This is a genomic window from Wenjunlia vitaminophila DSM 41686 (genome assembly GCF_000380165.1).
GTDB lineage: Bacteria > Actinomycetota > Actinomycetes > Streptomycetales > Streptomycetaceae > Wenjunlia > Wenjunlia vitaminophila.
Genome location: NZ_KB904735.1, coordinates 102,993 through 118,037 on the forward strand (window position 1 = coordinate 102,993; position 15,045 = coordinate 118,037).

12 protein-coding genes and 1 pseudogene are annotated in these 15,045 nt (G+C 73.0%); 10 read left to right on the plus strand and 3 right to left on the minus strand.

The genetic code is table 11. The features are described 5' to 3' along the window. Positions 1-354 precede the first annotated feature (354 nt). The 7 genes and pseudogenes from A3IG_RS0127390 to A3IG_RS0127420 all read left to right on the plus strand — a co-directional run bounded on the left by A3IG_RS0127390 (position 355) and on the right by A3IG_RS0127420 (position 8,879). A complete protein-coding gene (locus A3IG_RS0127390) occupies positions 355-2,397 on the plus strand; it encodes a family 20 glycosylhydrolase (protein WP_018386782.1) in 2,043 nt (680 codons plus the stop codon). Positions 2,398-2,582: 185 nt separating this feature from the next. Further along, positions 2,583-4,226: an ABC-F family ATP-binding cassette domain-containing protein gene (locus A3IG_RS0127395; RefSeq protein WP_026220731.1), complete on the plus strand. Its 1,644-nt coding sequence runs from the start codon at positions 2,583-2,585 to the stop codon at positions 4,224-4,226. Between the two features lie 9 nt (positions 4,227-4,235). After that, a complete protein-coding gene (locus tag A3IG_RS0127400) occupies positions 4,236-5,096 on the plus strand; it encodes a spermidine synthase (RefSeq protein WP_018386784.1) in 861 nt (286 codons plus the stop codon). A 46-nt stretch (positions 5,097-5,142) separates the two neighbouring features. Further along, the gene (locus tag A3IG_RS0127405; RefSeq protein WP_026220732.1) at positions 5,143-5,820 is read left to right on the plus strand and encodes a glycerophosphodiester phosphodiesterase; all 678 of its coding nucleotides are present in this window, start codon (positions 5,143-5,145) and stop codon (positions 5,818-5,820) included. A gap of 24 nt (positions 5,821-5,844) precedes the next feature. Beyond that, entirely contained in the window at positions 5,845-6,297 is a 453-nt protein-coding gene (locus tag A3IG_RS0127410; RefSeq protein WP_018386786.1) for a DUF4442 domain-containing protein, read from the plus strand. 27 nt (positions 6,298-6,324) lie between these two features. Then, positions 6,325-6,771, plus strand: a pseudogene (soxR, locus tag A3IG_RS31580) (redox-sensitive transcriptional activator SoxR); the annotation flags it as partial. Positions 6,772-7,223: 452 nt separating this feature from the next. Next, positions 7,224-8,879, plus strand: coding sequence for an FAD-binding dehydrogenase (locus A3IG_RS0127420; protein WP_018386788.1), 1,656 nt, complete (start codon positions 7,224-7,226; stop codon positions 8,877-8,879). 26 nt (positions 8,880-8,905) lie between these two features. Here the strand turns inward: A3IG_RS0127420 and A3IG_RS0127425 are convergent, their stop codons facing one another. Next, complete coding sequence (locus A3IG_RS0127425) at positions 8,906-9,424, minus strand: gamma carbonic anhydrase family protein (protein ID WP_018386789.1); 519 nt, start codon at positions 9,422-9,424, stop codon at positions 8,906-8,908. A gap of 142 nt (positions 9,425-9,566) precedes the next feature. On the opposite strand from A3IG_RS0127425, the gene A3IG_RS31585 reads away from it, so the two are divergent. Further along, the gene (locus A3IG_RS31585) at positions 9,567-10,385 is read left to right on the plus strand and encodes an acyltransferase (RefSeq protein WP_407701044.1); all 819 of its coding nucleotides are present in this window, start codon (positions 9,567-9,569) and stop codon (positions 10,383-10,385) included. Here the strand turns inward: A3IG_RS31585 and A3IG_RS31590 are convergent. Further along, positions 10,327-10,980, minus strand: coding sequence for a GNAT family N-acetyltransferase (locus tag A3IG_RS31590; RefSeq protein WP_018386791.1), 654 nt, complete (start codon positions 10,978-10,980; stop codon positions 10,327-10,329). The genes A3IG_RS31585 and A3IG_RS31590 overlap by 59 nt on opposite strands. Before the next feature lie 318 nt (positions 10,981-11,298). Between A3IG_RS31590 and A3IG_RS0127440 the strand changes: the two genes are divergently transcribed. Beyond that, positions 11,299-11,853: an NUDIX hydrolase gene (locus A3IG_RS0127440; protein WP_018386792.1), complete on the plus strand. Its 555-nt coding sequence runs from the start codon at positions 11,299-11,301 to the stop codon at positions 11,851-11,853. A gap of 40 nt (positions 11,854-11,893) precedes the next feature. Here the strand turns inward: A3IG_RS0127440 and A3IG_RS0127445 are convergent, their stop codons facing one another. Continuing rightward, entirely contained in the window at positions 11,894-13,375 is a 1,482-nt protein-coding gene (locus tag A3IG_RS0127445; RefSeq protein ID WP_018386793.1) for an NCS2 family permease, read from the minus strand. Between the two features lie 221 nt (positions 13,376-13,596). Between A3IG_RS0127445 and A3IG_RS0127450 the strand changes: the two genes are divergently transcribed. Then, positions 13,597-15,024 (plus strand): pyridoxal phosphate-dependent decarboxylase family protein, encoded by a 1,428-nt coding sequence (locus tag A3IG_RS0127450; protein WP_018386794.1) that lies wholly within the window; start codon positions 13,597-13,599, stop codon positions 15,022-15,024. Positions 15,025-15,045: the final 21 nt, after the last annotated feature.

The following is a 15,045-nucleotide window of genomic DNA, read 5'->3' on the forward strand; positions in this document are numbered from 1 at the left end:
GCGCTATTGAGAGGGAGATGTTCTGCTTTGCCATAAATGTCCTCCTGAGGAAGTCCCCTCTGTCGGATCGAATAGCTGACGAAGGGTTGCTTCTTGCTGCGCCCTCTCCCTACGCTCCAAGCACGACCGGACAAGGTCTCTCTCAGGCTCCACCCGCCTTCTCGTATCGCCCCGCCCGAAGTTCGCTCGCCGCAGCCCGCCTCCGAACTCCGCCCGGGCGCCACCAGGGCCCGTCCACCGGCGAGCAGCCCTCGTGTACTCGCCGCGAGGCGGCTGCCCGCGGCCCCACTCGACGTCGCGCCACCCGTCCGCACCGGTCGCCGCCTCGCCCACTGCAGACCCGGGAGGTCATGCATGCGCCACAGACAACCTTCCCCGCGGCCCCGCACCACGGTCCGAGCACCGTGGGCCATCGCCTCAGCGGGGGCCCTGCTCGCCTCCACGCTCTGCGTGCCCGCGGTCAGCGCCGCCGAGGCAGCGGATGCCGTCAATCCGGCACCGGTCACCGTTCCGGCCGTCCGTTCGTGGGAAGGCGGTCACGGGACCTGGGAACTGACCACGCAGACCCGCATCGTGGTGAGCCCGACCGACTACCGGCAGCTCGCGGCCACCGCCACCATGCTCGCGGGCGAGCTCGCCGAGCAGGAGGGCATACGCCCCCACCTGGCCACCGGCGAAGCGGGACCGCACGACATCCGCCTCTCGCTCGAGGAGTCCGCACCGGGCAACTCCCCCGAGGGCTACGAGTTCGCCGTCGCTGACTCCCTGTCCATCGCGGCCACCGGCCGCACCGGTGTGCTCCACGGCACGCGAACCCTGCTCCAGGCACTGCGTACCAGCCCCACCCCGCACACGGTGGCCCGCGGCACGGCCCGTGACTGGCCGACCCTGGTCGAACGCGGGCAGATGCTCGACGTGGGCCGCAAGTACTTCCCCGTCGACTACCTCAAGCGGCAGATCCGCCAGATGTCCTGGTACAAGCTGAACACGTTCCACCTGCACCTGTCGGACTGGAACGGCTACCGCATCGAGAGCGACCGCTACCCGGAGATCGTCTCGCAACAGCACTACACCAAGGCCGAGCTGCGGGACCTCGAGGCCTACGCGACGCGCTACGGGGTCACCATCGTCCCGGAGATCGACCTGCCGGGCCACGCCTCCGCCATCGGCAACGCACGCCCCGACCTCGCCTTCTCCTGCACGAGCATGGCGTTGCCGAACAACAACTGGGAGGGCTCGAACACCGGCCACTGGACGCTGGACTACACCAACCCGAAGACCCGGGAGTTCGCCCGCGACCTCGTGGCCGAGGTGGCGGACGTCTTCAAGAGCCCCTACCTCCACATCGGGACCGACGAGGTGCCGCTGACCGCCGCGCAGCGGGCCTGCCCGGAACTGGTCTCCTACCAGAAGGCCAAGGGCTACCCGTACCCCGGTGACGTCCTCGTCGAGTTCATCAACGACCTCGACGCGGTGGTCCGCGCCAAGGGGAAGACGACGCAGGTCTGGCAGTGGTGGGACTACAACCAGCAGACCAGCATCGCCCCCGACAAGCGGATCGTGGTCAACGAGTGGCTCAGCTCCCCCCAGGGCCGGGCGGCGCAGGGTTACCAGGTGGTCGGCTCCCAGGACGGGCCGCTGTACGTCAGCCCCGGCTTCGGCGCCAGGCCCGGCAGCTACGGATTCTTCGACGTCCGCACGACCTACCGGGACTACCCCTTCACCGCCGTGCCGGGCATCCTCGGTTACCGCGTCTCCCGCTGGTCGGACCGCACCCAGTCCCTGGCGACGGGGTGGGTTGACTACTTCGCCCGCAGGCCGCTCGCGGTCGTCGCGGACCGCACCTGGGCAACCCCCGCCGGACACGACGTGCGGCCCTTCCTCGACCGGTACGACCAGGTCGGCGACGCCGGACCGGTTCCGGTCGCCGACCCGTCCGACCTGGAGTCGCAGATCGGCGCCAACCCCGGGATGATCAGCCAGGAGGGCTGGAGCGCCACGGCGACCAGCGAGGAGACCACTGGCGAGCCGGGACAGGCCGCCCGGGCCGTGGACAACGACCCCTACACCATCTGGCACAGCAGGTACGACGTCGCGCTGCCGCAGCAGCTCTCGGTGGACCTCGGCGCGGAGCAGCGGATCTCCGGCATCCGCTACATGCCCCGCCAGGACGGCGGCCGCAACGGCGTGGTGAAGCGCTACGAGGTGCTGGTCTCGAAGGACGGACAGGCCTGGGACACGGTCGCCACGGGGGAGTTCCCCGCCGACCGCACCGAGTTCACCGTGCCGTTCGCCGACCGCACCGTCCGGCACGTCGCCCTGCGGGTGCTCAGCGAGCACGGCGGCTCCAACACCTTCGCCGCGGTCGCGGAACTGGACGCCGTCCGGGGCCGGTGACCGAGGGGCACGCCCCGCCGCGGACCCCGTGCCGCCGGTGGACCCGCGCTCACGGTGGTGGCACCCGAGCCACCGCCGTGAGCGCACCCGTCGCCCCGCACCGTCGCGGCCGGCCGGGAAGAGCCACCGTGCCGGCACCGCGGTTGCGCGGACTCCTGGTGACCCGCCCTAGTATGTTCTGCCTGATGACTGCCACCCTCATCGCCAGGGACCTGACCGCCGCGCACGGTGACCGGGTGCTGTTCTCCGACCTGGAACTCGTGGTCGCCCCCGGGGACGTGATCGGCCTGGTCGGGGCGAACGGCGCGGGGAAGTCCACCCTGCTGCGGATGCTCGCCGGCCTGGCGACCCCGGAGACCGGTACCGTCCGGCGGACCCCGCCCACGGCCACCGTCGGGCACCTGCCCCAGGAGCCCGAGCGGCGCCCGGGGGAGACCGTGCGGGACTTCCTGGCGCGGCGCACCGGGGTGGGCGCCGTGCAACGGGACCTCGACGCCGCGACCGAGGCACTGGTCGCCGGGGAGCGTGGGGCGGACGACGCCTACGCCGAGGCCCTGGAGCGCTGGCTGGGCCTCGGCGGCGCGGACCTGGAGGAGCGGGCCGGGGCGGTCGCCGCCGACCTGGGCCTGACCGTCGCCCTCGACCAGCCGATGACCTCGCTCTCCGGGGGCCAGGCCGCCCGGGCGGGCCTGGCCTCGCTGCTGCTCAGCCGGTACGACGTCTTCCTGCTCGACGAGCCCACCAACGACCTCGACCTCGACGGCCTGGAGCGGCTCGAGGCGTTCGTCACCCAACTGCGCGCCGGCACGGTGCTGGTCAGCCACGACCGGGAGTTCCTGACCAGGACGGTGAACCGGGTCGTGGAACTGGACCTGTCCCAGCGGCAGGTCCGGACCTACGGCGGCGGCTACCGCGCCTACCTGACCGAACGCGAGGTGGCGCGCAGGCAGGCCCGCGAGGACTACGACGAGTACGCCGACAAACTGTCCACGCTGCGGGAACGCGCCCGTCTCCAACGCTCCTGGACGGACAAGGGCGTGCGCAACGCCAGGCGCAAGGCCACGGACGGGGACAAGCACGTCCGGCACGCCAGGACCGAGGCGAGCGAGAAGCAGGCCGCCAAGGCCCGGCAGACCCAGCGGTTGATCGAGCGTCTCGAGGAGGTCGAGGAGCCCCGCAAGGAGTGGGAGCTGCGGATGGAGATCGCCGCCGCCCCCCGCTCCGGCGCGGTCGTCGCCACCCTGCGCGACGCCGTGGTCCGGCGCGGATCGTTCGTCCTCGGCCCGGTCAACCTCGAGGTCTCCTGGGCCGACCGGGTTGCGATCACCGGGGCCAACGGCGCGGGGAAGTCCACCCTGCTGGCCGCCCTGCTCGGCCGGGTGCCGCTGGACGCGGGGCACGGCGCGCTCGGCCCCGGCGTGGTGGTCGGTGAAGTGGACCAGGCCCGCGGGCTGTTCCTCGGCGACGAGCCGCTGCTGGACGCCTTCGGCGCCGCCGTGCCGGACCTCTCCCCGGCGGACGCCCGCACCCTGCTGGCCAAGTTCGCCCTCCGGAGCGCCCACGTGCTGCGCCCGGCGACCAGCCTCTCCCCGGGAGAACGGACCCGGGCGGCGCTCGCGCTGCTCCAGGCGCGCGGGGTGAACCTGCTGGTCCTGGACGAACCCACCAACCACCTCGACCTGCCCGCCATCGAACAACTGGAGTCGGCGCTCGACGCGTACGCGGGGACGCTGCTGCTGGTCACCCACGACCGGCGGATGCTGGACGCGGTGCGGGTCACCCGTCGGGTGGAGCTCAGCCACGGCCGGGTCACCGACCGGGCCGTGTGAGGAGCGACGATGACGAGTGACGCCCCCGGCGAGTCGCTGCCGGCCGGACGCCGGGTGGACTTCGGACAGGCCAGGCTGCTGCCGGACGCCGACAGGCGGCGGGCCTGGCTGCTCACCGTGGACGGCGCCCCCCAGTCCTACGTCGATCTCGACGACCCCACGCACCTGGAGTTCGAGTACGTCCGGCGGATCGGTCACGTGGTGGACGTCGCCGCTCCGCCGGGTGCCCCGCTGCGGGCGCTGCACCTGGGCGGCGGGGCGCTGACCCTTCCCCGGTACGTCGCCGCGACCCGCCCCGGCTCCCGGCAACAGGTGGTCGAGGCGGACGCGGCGCTGGCCGCGTTCGTCGCCGAGGTGCTGCCGCTGCCGCCCGGAACCGACGTCACCGTGCGCACCGAGGACGCCCGGCAGGCGCTGCTGGCCGTGCCGCAACGGACCGTGGACCTGCTGGTGGTGGACGTCTTCGGCGGAGCCCGGGTGCCCGCCCACCTGACCTCCGTGGAGTTCGTGCGAACCGCCGCCCGCTGTCTGCGGCCGGGCGGTCACTACGTGGCCAACGTCGCCGACGGGCCTCCCCTGGACTTCCTGCGCGGGCAGCTCGCCACGGTGCGTGCCGTCTTCCCCCAGGTGTGCCTGCTCGCCGAGGCGTCGCTGTTGCGCGGACGCAGGTTCGGCAACGCGGTGCTGCTGGCCGGCAACACCGAGCTCCCGGTGGCGGAGCTCGTGCGCAGGCTGGCCTCGGACCCGTTCCCCGCCCGGGTGGAACACGGCCCGCGGCTGGACGCGCTGGCGGCGGGCGCCCGGCCGGTGGAGGACGCCACCGCCACCGGCTCGCCGGAGCCGCCCCGTGGCGCGTTCCAGGTGGGCTGACCGGGTGGGGGTGCCGGACCGCCCCGAACCGGGCGATCATGGGGGCATGTCCACACGACCGCGGTCCCTCGCCGTCGCCCACCGCGGCGACCCCTACCGGTACCGGGAGAACACCCTGCCGTCGCTGCTCTCCGCGTGGCGGGCCGGAGCCGACGCGGTCGAGGTGGACGTGCGGACCACCGCGGACGGCGTTCCCGTGCTGCTGCACGACAGCACCCTGGAGCGGCTGTGGGGGATGACCGCCCCGGTGGCGCGCACCTCCTCCGACGAGGTGCGCCGGATCGGCGTCCCCACCCTGCGCGAGGCGCTGGCGACGCTGCCCTGCCGGACCCTGATCGACCTGTCCGACCCGGGCAGCGCCAGGGCGGCCGTCGCCGAGGCGCACGCGTGCGGGGCGGGTGACCGGGTGTACTACTGCGGCGGGTTCGCTTCCATGGCCGCGGTGCGCGAGGCGGACCCGGCCACGGAGATCGCCCTGACCTGGAACCGTGCCGCGCCGCCTCCGGACCACCTGCTGCGGTGGCTCCGCCCGCGCTGGCTGAACCTGCCGTTCGGCCTGGTCAACCAGGCGCTGGTGGACCGGGTCCACGGGCTTGGCCTGCGCTGCGGGGTGTGGACGGTGGACCGGCCGCGCACCATGACCAGACTGGTGGGGCTCGGCGTGGACGCGATCACCACCAACCGAATAGCCGCCCTACGGGGCCTGATCGGCCCCCCACACTGACTTACTTGTTGGTAACATCCGGTCATGACCGATGCGACCGCCTCGATCGGCGAACTGCTGACGGCGACTGTCCCGATGGTGCGCACGCTCAACCTCGAGTTCCTCGAGACCACACCGGAACGCGCCGTGCTGAGGCTCCCCGACCAGCCGGAGTACCGCAACCACGTGGGCGGTCCCCACGCTGGTGCGATGTTCACCCTCGCCGAGTCGGCCAGTGGTGCCGTGGTGCTGGCGGCCTTCGGGCCCTGGCTCACCCGCGCGGTGCCGCTGGTTGTCCGGGCCGAGGCCTCCTACCGGAAGTTGGCGAAGGGCCCGGTGAAGGCCACCGCCCGCCTGGTCCGTCCGGTCGACGAGGTGGTGGCCGAGCTGGACGCCGGGCAGCGTCCGGAGTTCTGGGTCTCCGTGGTGATCACCCGGGAGGACGGGGACACCACCGGCGAGGTGTCCGTGCTGTGGACACTGCGCCCCCACGACTGAGCCGCCGACGGAGTTACAGTTCCCGTTGTGACTCAGCTTCCCCCGCGCCACAAGGAGCTCACCGTCGGGCAGCTCTCCGCCCGCAGCGGCGTCTCGGTGTCCGCGCTGCACTTCTACGAGTCCAAGTCACTGATCAGGAGTCGGCGCACCAGCGGCAACCAACGGCGCTACTCCCGGGACACGCTGCGCCGGGTCGCGTTCATCCGTGCCTCCCAGCGGGTGGGTATCCCGCTGAGCACCATCCGGGAGGCGCTCGCCGGCCTGCCCGAGGGCCGCACCCCGAACAGCCGGGACTGGGCCGAGCTGTCCACCCGCTGGCGCGCCGAACTGGAGACCAGGATCGACCAGCTCCTGCGGCTGCGGGACGCCCTCAGCGAGTGCATCGGCTGTGGCTGCCTCTCGCTCGAGCACTGCGTGCTGTCCAATCCGGACGACCGGATGGGCGGGCTGGGACCGGGATCGCTGGTGCTCTCCCCGCCGCCCGCGACCACCGAGGGGGGCCTGGACCGCGAGATCGGCCAGAAGGTCTCCTGCGAGACGGTCTACCAGGCCGCCGTCCGCGCGGGCACCTGTGCCGCCCCCGCCGGGGACACCCCGGCCACCTGCACCGTTCCGCCCCGGGGGACCGCGGCCCGCGGTGCGGCACCGGCCCAGGACACCGCCGGCCCGGCGCGGCCCGCCCATCCGCAGGCGTAGCCGCCGCCCGCCGGGGGCGACCCCGGGTGGCAGGGGGCGGCGTCCGTCCACGCCGTGTGGGGGCGCGGCCCCCACGGCGGCGTCCGTCGCTTCCCGGAGCGAGGGCGCTGACGTCACGTCAGCCACCGGGACCGGTCAGTCCCCCCGACGTGGACGCGCGTTGACCGTTGACCCGCTCGGCTGAAGAATCAGGGCCCCCACGCCCGCGCCCCGACGGAAGGACAGCCACCATGGCCCTCGACGCCGACGTCATCGTTGTCGGAGCAGGACTCGCCGGTCTGGTCGCCACCGCGGAACTCGCCGACGCGGGGCGCCGGGTGATCCTGCTCGACCAGGAACCCGAGGCGTCGCTCGGTGGGCAGGCGTTCTGGTCGTTCGGCGGCCTGTTCCTCGTTGACTCCCCGGAACAGCGCCGGATGCGCATCCGGGACTCCGCGGGACTCGCCCTCCAGGACTGGCTCGGCACCGCCGGCTTCGACCGGCCCGAGGACCACTGGCCGCGCCGCTGGGCCGAGGCGTACGTGGACTTCGCCGCCGGGGAGAAACGGAGCTGGCTGCGGGCACAGGGGGTGCGCTTCTTCCCCGTGGTGGGCTGGGCGGAGCGCGGCGGCTACCTGGCCACGGGCCACGGGAACTCGGTGCCGAGGTTCCACATCACCTGGGGCACCGGCCCCGGCCTGCTCGAACCGTTCGTCCGCCGGGTGCGCTCCGCCGTGGAACGGGGCCTGGTCACCCTGCGCTTCCGGCACCGGGTGACCGCGCTGAGCAGCAGCGCGGGAGCCGTGGACGGGGTCGAGGGGGAGGTGCTCGAGCCGAGCGGGGCCCGCCGTGGCGAGCGCAGCGGGCGCCGGGTCACCGGCACCTTCGCTCTGCGCGCCCAGGCCGTGGTGGTGACGTCGGGCGGCATCGGCGGCAACCACGACCTGGTGCGGGAGAACTGGCCGGAGCGGCTGGGCAACCCGCCGAAACGGATGCTGTCCGGTGTACCGGAACACGTGGACGGGCTGATGCTGGGCGTCACCGAACGGGCCGGCGGCCGGGTGATCAACCCCGACCGGATGTGGCACTACACCGAGGGCATAGAGAACTGGAACCCCGTCTGGCACCGGCACGGGATACGGATACTCCCCGGCCCCTCGTCCCTGTGGCTCGACGCCCGCGGACAGCGCCTGCCGGTACCGCTGTTCCCCGGCTTCGACACCCTGGGCACGCTGGAACACATCCTGCGGACCGGGTACGACCACACCTGGTTCGTCCTCACCCAGAAGATCGTGGAGAAGGAGTTCGCGCTGTCGGGGTCGGAGCAGAACCCCGACCTGACCGGCCGCAGCGTGCGCGGTGTGCTGCGTCGGGCGCTGCCCGGCGCCTCGGGGCCCGTGGACGCGTTCCTGCACAAGGGCGCGGACTTCGTGGTCGCGAGGGACCTGGCCACCCTGGTGCGCGGCATGAACGAACGGGTCGGGCAGCCCCTGATCGACGAGGCCGAACTGCGGCACGAGATCACCGCCAGGGACCGGGAGGTCGGCAACCCCTTCACCAAGGACCTCCAGTTGACGGCCGTCCACGGGGCCCGCGCGTACCTCGGGGACCGACTGATCCGCGTGGCGCCCCCGCACCGCCTGCTGGACCCCAAGGCGGGCCCGCTGATCGCGGTGCGGCTCAACATCCTCACCCGCAAGACCCTCGGCGGCCTGGAGACCGACCTGTCCGGACGGGTGCTGCGCCCCGGCGGCGAACCCCTCACCGGGGTGTACGCGGCCGGCGAGGTGAGCGGCTTCGGTGGCGGCGGCGTGCACGGCTACCGGTCCCTGGAGGGCACCTTCCTCGGCGGCTGCCTGTTCTCCGGTCGCACGGCGGGGCGCGCGGTGGCCGACGCCCTCGGATAGCCGACGGCTGGCCGGGGCGCGCCGCGTCAGAGCGACCGGTGGGCCTCGGCCAGCAGCAGGTACCCGTCGGCGTTCGCCTTGATCGTCGCCCGTTCGTCCTCGGTGAGCTGCCGGCGCACCCTGCCGGGCACCCCGGCGACCAGGGAACCGGGCGGGACCTCGGTTCCAGGGAGCACCACCGCCCCCGCGGCGATCAGCGAACCGGCGCCGACCCGCGCGCCGTTCAGCACCCGGGCGCCCATGCCCACCAGCACGTCGTCCTCGATCACGCAGCCGTGCAGCACCGCGTTGTGGCCGACGGTGATCCGCTCCCCGAGCACCGCGGGGAACCCGAGGTCGGCGTGGATCGTGCAGTTGTCCTGCACGTTGCTGTCAGCGCCCACGGTGATGGACTCGGCGTCTCCGCGCAGCACCGCGTGGTACCAGATGTTCGCCCGCGCCTCGAGCCGGACCGCTCCCAGCACCACCGCGGTGGGGGCGACGAACGCCTCCGGGTGGACCACCGGGGCCCGTCCCGCCACCGCCGCGATCAACGCCTCCGCCATACCAGGTCTCCTCGTCGTCGTGTCCCGGGTCGCGTTCCGCCCCGTGCCGTGACCGGTCGTGCCACCGGCACCGTAGCGTCGCCGCCACCGGAGCCGGAGCCCCGGGGCGCAACCGTGAACCCCGGGCCGGTACCGTGAGCCCGTGGCAGCGTTCGGGAACGTGTCCTTGGCACTGCGGGAGCGGCGGCGACGTGCCCTTTCCCTCCTGGTGCACCGCGGTTGGCGCTGGGTGCAGGAGACCGGTTCTGTGACCGCGCACCGCCCCGGGCCACTGCGCTTCGCCAGGATCGGAGACGGTACCAGGCTGGCCTTCCCCCTGGGCACGGTCTTCGGCGAGCAGTGCATCGAACTCGGTGACCACTGCGTGATCGGGGAACAGGTCACCCTGACCGCCGGGATGCTGCCCGGACTCGAGCTGGGACCCGACCCGATCGTCCGGGTCGGCAACGGCTGCGTGATCGGCCGCGGCAGCCACCTGGTCGCACACCACCGGCTGGTCCTCGGTGACGACGTCTTCTGCGGCCCCTACGTGTACATCACCGACGGGAACCACTCGTACGACGACGTCGAGCAGCCCGTGGGTCGGCAGTGGCCGCGCACCGCGGCGGTGGAGGTGGGCTCCGGGAGCTGGTTGGGATCGGGATGCGTGATCCTGCCGGGCGCCCGGCTCGGACGGAACGTCGTGGTCGGCGCCGGTGCCGTGGTCCGCGGCACCGTCCCGGACTTCCACGTCGTGGCGGGCGCGCCCGCGCGGGTGGTGCGCCGCTACCTCCCGGGGACGGGGTGGGAGCCGCCGCTGCGCACCCCCACCCCGGTCCCGCTGCCGGAGGGGGTCACCCACCGGCAGCTGCTCGCCCTGGCCGAAGAGGCGGAGAGGGCCGCCCGGTGGGGGACCGAGGCGGTCAGCCCTGACCCGGACGGGCAGGGGACGGGCGCCAGGACGGGGCCAGTCGCGCCGTGACCGTCAGGGTGCCCTGCTCGACCCGGTGCTCCAGGGGGAGGCCGAGGTGCCGCATCACCGCCACCACGCCCGTGTTGTCCGCCTGGGTCACCGCGTAGACGCTGGCCGCGCGGGCGTCGACGGCCAGGTCCACCAGCCGGCGCAGCAGCGCGCGGCCGATGCCGCGGCCCTGCCAGGCGTCCGCGACCAGCAGGGCGACCTCGGCGTCCGGGGCGTCCCAGAGCAGGTGCGCCACGGCCACCATCCGCCCGTCCGCTGCCCTCGCGGCGAGGGTGTGCCCGTGCCGGGGGTCGAGCAGGTGCGGCAGGTACCGGTCCACGTCGTGGGTCGGGCCGGGGTAGCGCCTGCGGAGCGTCCCGGGTGAGCAGCGCTGGTGCAGCGCCACCGCGGCCGCCAACGCCTCGGGCCCCGCCTGGTGTACGGTCACCTCTTCGACGCCGGGTGACGGCGCGGCCGGCGCGCCCGAGGGCGCCCAGGTGCCGAGCCTCGCGTCGAGGTTCATCAGCGTCCAGGCGCGGTCGAAGTCCTCTGCGCTGGCGGGCCAGCGGTGCCCGGACGCGGACCGGGTGCGGGTACGAGAGCGCTTGTCCGTCATGACACCACCGTGACGCCTGGTTGTTGCCTGCTCACGAACGCGGGGTGACCAGCGCGTAAAGGGTGTTTCATGCGGGTTACGCCTCTTTTCGCGACAAGAAGGGAACTCGTGCTCGGTGTGCCTTGGTATGGCTATACACCAGCTCTCGCCCCCCGCCCACCGGTGTGGGCGCCACTCGCCGGAACGACCGGAAAACACCCGGTGTTCCCCGACGCCTCGTTTTCCTCCTGTGGTTGACCGGTTCTTGGGAGTTCCGCCGGCCGGGCGGTCGGTCGTTCCCCGGCTCCCGGGGGCGACGGCGCCCTACGATGACACGTCATGGAGAAGCCACCCACCGGCCCCGGGGACGAGATGGTCGCGCTCTACGCCGAGGGCGACCCCGCCGGGCGTGTCACGGGCGCGGCCCCGCGCCGTCGGGTCCGCGCCGAGAACCTGCCGCACGCCGCGACCGCGGTGCTGCTGCGCGACGCCGAGGACCGGGTGTACGTCCACCGCCGCACCTCGACCAAGGACGTCTACCCGGGCATGCACGACTCCTTCGCCGGCGGTGTGGTGCTGGCCGGGGAGGACCCGGCCACGGCGGCGGCCAGGGAGCTCGCCGAGGAGCTCGGGGTGCGCGGCTGTGAGCTGCGGCCGTGCTTCGTGCACTGGTACGCCGACGCCTTCACCAACTACCTGGCCTACGGCTTCGAGGCCAGGTACGACCCGGCGCGGCACGGCCCGATCCGGCACCAGCCGGAGGAGGTCGAGGCCGGTTGGTGGATGGAGTGGGGCGAGCTGGTCGCCCGGCTCGCCGACCCGTCCTGGCCGTTCGTCCCGGACGGGCGGGTCGGTGTGGACCTGTACGCCCGGAGCCGGTCCGACCAGCGCTGACCCGGCCGGTGCGGGGCCGGCCGGGTGGGCGTTCCGGGTGTCAGTCCACCCCGAGTAGCTGCTTGACCGGGTCGATCGCGAAGTAGACCACGAACAGCGCCGAGGCCCCCCACAGCAGCCAGTGCACCTTCCTGGCCCGGCCGAGCACGGTCTGGAGCACCACGTAGGAGACGAAGCCCGCACCGATGCCGTTGGTGATGCTGAAGGTGAACGGCATCACCGCCATGGTGAGGAACGCCGGGACCGCGATCTCGATGCGGTCCCAGGGGATGTCCTTGACCTGGGTCATCAGCAGGAACCCGACGGCGACCAGGGCGGGCGTCGCGGCCTGGGCCGGGACGACGGTGGCCAGCGGGGTGAAGAACAGCGCCAGGCCGAAGAGCGCCCCGGTGACCACACTGGCCAGGCCGGTACGGGCGCCCTCGCCCACGCCGGCGGCCGACTCCACGTACACGGTGCCGGAGGAGGCGGAGGCGGCGCCGCCGGCGACCGCCGCGGTGGCGTCCACGAACAGCACCCGGCCGATGCGGGGCACCCGACCGCTCTTGTCCAGCAGACCGGCCTCGTTGCTCACCCCGACCACGGTGCCCATGGTGTCGAAGAAGTCGCTCAGCACCAGGGTGAACAGGAACAGCACCGCGGTGATTACTCCCACCTCGGCGAACCCACCGCCGAGGCTGAACTCGCCGACCAGCCCGAAGTCCGGCGCGGACACCACGTCGTCCGGCACGTCCGGGACGGTGAGCCCCCACGCCGAGCGGTCGATGTCCACCAGTGCGTTCAGCGCCACCGCGAAGACGGACATGGTGACGATGCTGATCAGGATCGCGCCCCGGACCCGGCGGGCGATCAGGCAGACGGTGAGCAGCAGCCCCAGGCAGAACACCAGCAGCGGCCAGCCGGTGAGGCTGCCGCCGGTACCCAGGCCCACCGGGACGGTGGTGTTGGCCTTGTCCGGGTTGCGGGTGGCGAACCCGGCGTCCACGAACCCGATGAAGGCGATGAACAGGCCGATGCCCACACTGATCGCCTGCTTCAGCGGCTGGGGGATCGCGTGCATCACCGCCTGGCGCAGTCCGGTGACCACCAACAGACAGATGAGCAGTCCCTCGAGCACCACCAGGCCCATGGCGTCCGGCCAGCTCATCCTGGGGGCGATCTGGTAGGCGACCAGGGCGTTGATGCCCAGCCCCGCGGCCAGCGCAAGCGGCACGTTCCCCACCACCCCCATGATCAGGGTCATGACCGCGGCGACCAGGGCGGTCGCGGTGACGAGCTGCGCGGGTGAGAGGTGGTGGCCGAACTTGTCCGTCGCCTGGCCGAGGATGATGGGGTTCAGGACCAGGATGTAGGCCATGGTGAAGAACGTGGCGAAGCCGCCGCGCACCTCACGACCGAGCGTGGAACCCCGCCCGGAGACGGTGAAGAACCGATCCAGCGTGCTCAACAGGGAGGACCGGAGGCCGGTGCCCGAACCCGGTCCTGGGGACGTGCCGGACCGGCCGGAGGCCTGTCCTGTCATGGAGGTGCTCCTCGGATTGATCTCAATGGGGACACGGGAAGTGTGCCTGTTCGCCGGCCGTCGGGGTATCCGCGGTGCCACACCCGGCGGACCCCGAGCCCGGCCCCGGGGCCGTCAACCAGCCGCTACCGAACGGGTGTTCAGCCCTTCTCGCGGCCGGGTTCGCTTCCGATAACACTTCCATCTCGACGTGTCGGGGACGGAAGTGTTCTCCTGCCGGAATGGACCCCCTGAACGAAAGCGAACTCAGCGCCGACGCCCTCGACCTCGTCGCCCGGGCCGCACCCGGCTACCTGGACGCCCTGCCCGACCGGCCGGTCAGCGACCCGGCCTCCTGGCACCGGCTCGCGGANCTCGGTGGCCCGCTGCCCGAGGACGGGGAGGGCACCCTGGCCACCGTCGGCCGCCTGATCGACGTCGGGACGGCCACGGCCACCCACTCCCTGGGCCCCCGGTTCTTCCACTACGTCACCGGTGGCGCGACCCCCGCGGCCCAGGCCGGGGACTGGTTGACCTCCCTGCTGGACCAGGTCAGCGGACTGTGGGCGGCCTCCGCCTTCGCCACCGAGGCGGAGACCGTCGCGCTGCGCTGGCTCAAGGAACTGTTCCACCTCCCGGAGAGCCACGGCGCGGTGCTCACCCCGAGCGCCACGTTCGCCAACCTCACCGGACTCGCCTGTGCCCGCCAGTGGTGGGGCGAGCGACACGGCGTGGACATCGCCGCCGAGGGACTCGCCGGACTGCCCCGGATGCCCGTCCTGGCCAGCGGGTACGTCCACGTCAGCACCCGCAAGGCGTTGCAGATCCTGGGCTGCGGCCGGGACACCGTCCAGGTCCACGCCCGGGACGACGCGGGGCGGATCGACCTCGCCGCGATGGACCGGGCACTGAGCAGGACCCAGGGCCCGGCGGTGATCGTCGGGACGGCCGGTGAGGTCGACACCGGCGACTTCGACCCCCTGGCGGATCTCGCCGACCTGGCCGAGGCGCACGGCGCCTGGCTCCACGTGGACGGGGCGTTCGGCCTGTTCGCCGCGGTGACACCCCGGCTCGCCCACCTGGTGGACGGGGTGGAACGCGCCGACTCGGTCGCCTCCGACGGACACAAGTGGCTCAACGTCCCCTACGAGAGCGGATTCGCCTTCGTCCGGGAACGGGAGTGGATGCGGAAGGCGTTCGGTGCCTGGAACGCCGCCTACCTGCGCTCCGGGGACGGCGAGGAACGGATCGACTACAACAACCTGGGGCCGGAGTCCTCGCGCCGCGCCCGGGCACTGCCGGTCTGGGCCACCCTGCGCGCGTACGGCAGGCAGGGGTACCGGGACATGGTGGAGCGCCACCACGACCTGGCGCTGCGCCTGGGCGACCTGGTCCAACGCGCCCCCGACCTGGAACTGCTGGCCCCGGTGCGGCTGTGCGTGGTCTGCTTCCGCTACCGGCCGCCGGGCGTGGACGGAGCCGAGCTGGACGCGCTCAACCAGCGGCTCGGTGCCGAGCTCCTCGCCGACGGAAGGGTCCTGGCCGGGACCACGGTCCACCGCGGGATGACCGCCCTGCGGCCGGCGATCGTCAACTGGCGCACCGGCGAACGGGAGATCGACCTGTTGGTCGAGGTGGTCCGGACGATCGGTGCCCGGCTCTCCGGCTGACGCCACCGCCCGGGGCCGGCC

What these genes read in the sequence shown, in the direction of transcription:
- A3IG_RS0127390 (WP_018386782.1), top strand. Translation starts at nt 355, where the DNA reads ATGCGCCACAGACAACCTTCCCCGCGGCCCCGCACCACGGTCCGAGCA.
- A3IG_RS0127395 (WP_026220731.1), top strand. Translation starts at nt 2,583, where the DNA reads ATGACTGCCACCCTCATCGCCAGGGACCTGACCGCCGCGCACGGTGAC.
- A3IG_RS0127400 (WP_018386784.1), top strand. Translation starts at nt 4,236, where the DNA reads ATGACGAGTGACGCCCCCGGCGAGTCGCTGCCGGCCGGACGCCGGGTG.
- A3IG_RS0127405 (WP_026220732.1), top strand. Translation starts at nt 5,143, where the DNA reads ATGTCCACACGACCGCGGTCCCTCGCCGTCGCCCACCGCGGCGACCCC.
- A3IG_RS0127410 (WP_018386786.1), top strand. Translation starts at nt 5,845, where the DNA reads ATGACCGATGCGACCGCCTCGATCGGCGAACTGCTGACGGCGACTGTC.
- A3IG_RS0127420 (WP_018386788.1), top strand. Translation starts at nt 7,224, where the DNA reads ATGGCCCTCGACGCCGACGTCATCGTTGTCGGAGCAGGACTCGCCGGT.
- A3IG_RS0127425 (WP_018386789.1), bottom strand. Translation starts at nt 9,424, where the DNA reads ATGGCGGAGGCGTTGATCGCGGCGGTGGCGGGACGGGCCCCGGTGGTC.
- A3IG_RS31590 (WP_018386791.1), bottom strand. Translation starts at nt 10,980, where the DNA reads ATGACGGACAAGCGCTCTCGTACCCGCACCCGGTCCGCGTCCGGGCAC.
- A3IG_RS0127440 (WP_018386792.1), top strand. Translation starts at nt 11,299, where the DNA reads ATGGAGAAGCCACCCACCGGCCCCGGGGACGAGATGGTCGCGCTCTAC.
- A3IG_RS0127445 (WP_018386793.1), bottom strand. Translation starts at nt 13,375, where the DNA reads ATGACAGGACAGGCCTCCGGCCGGTCCGGCACGTCCCCAGGACCGGGT.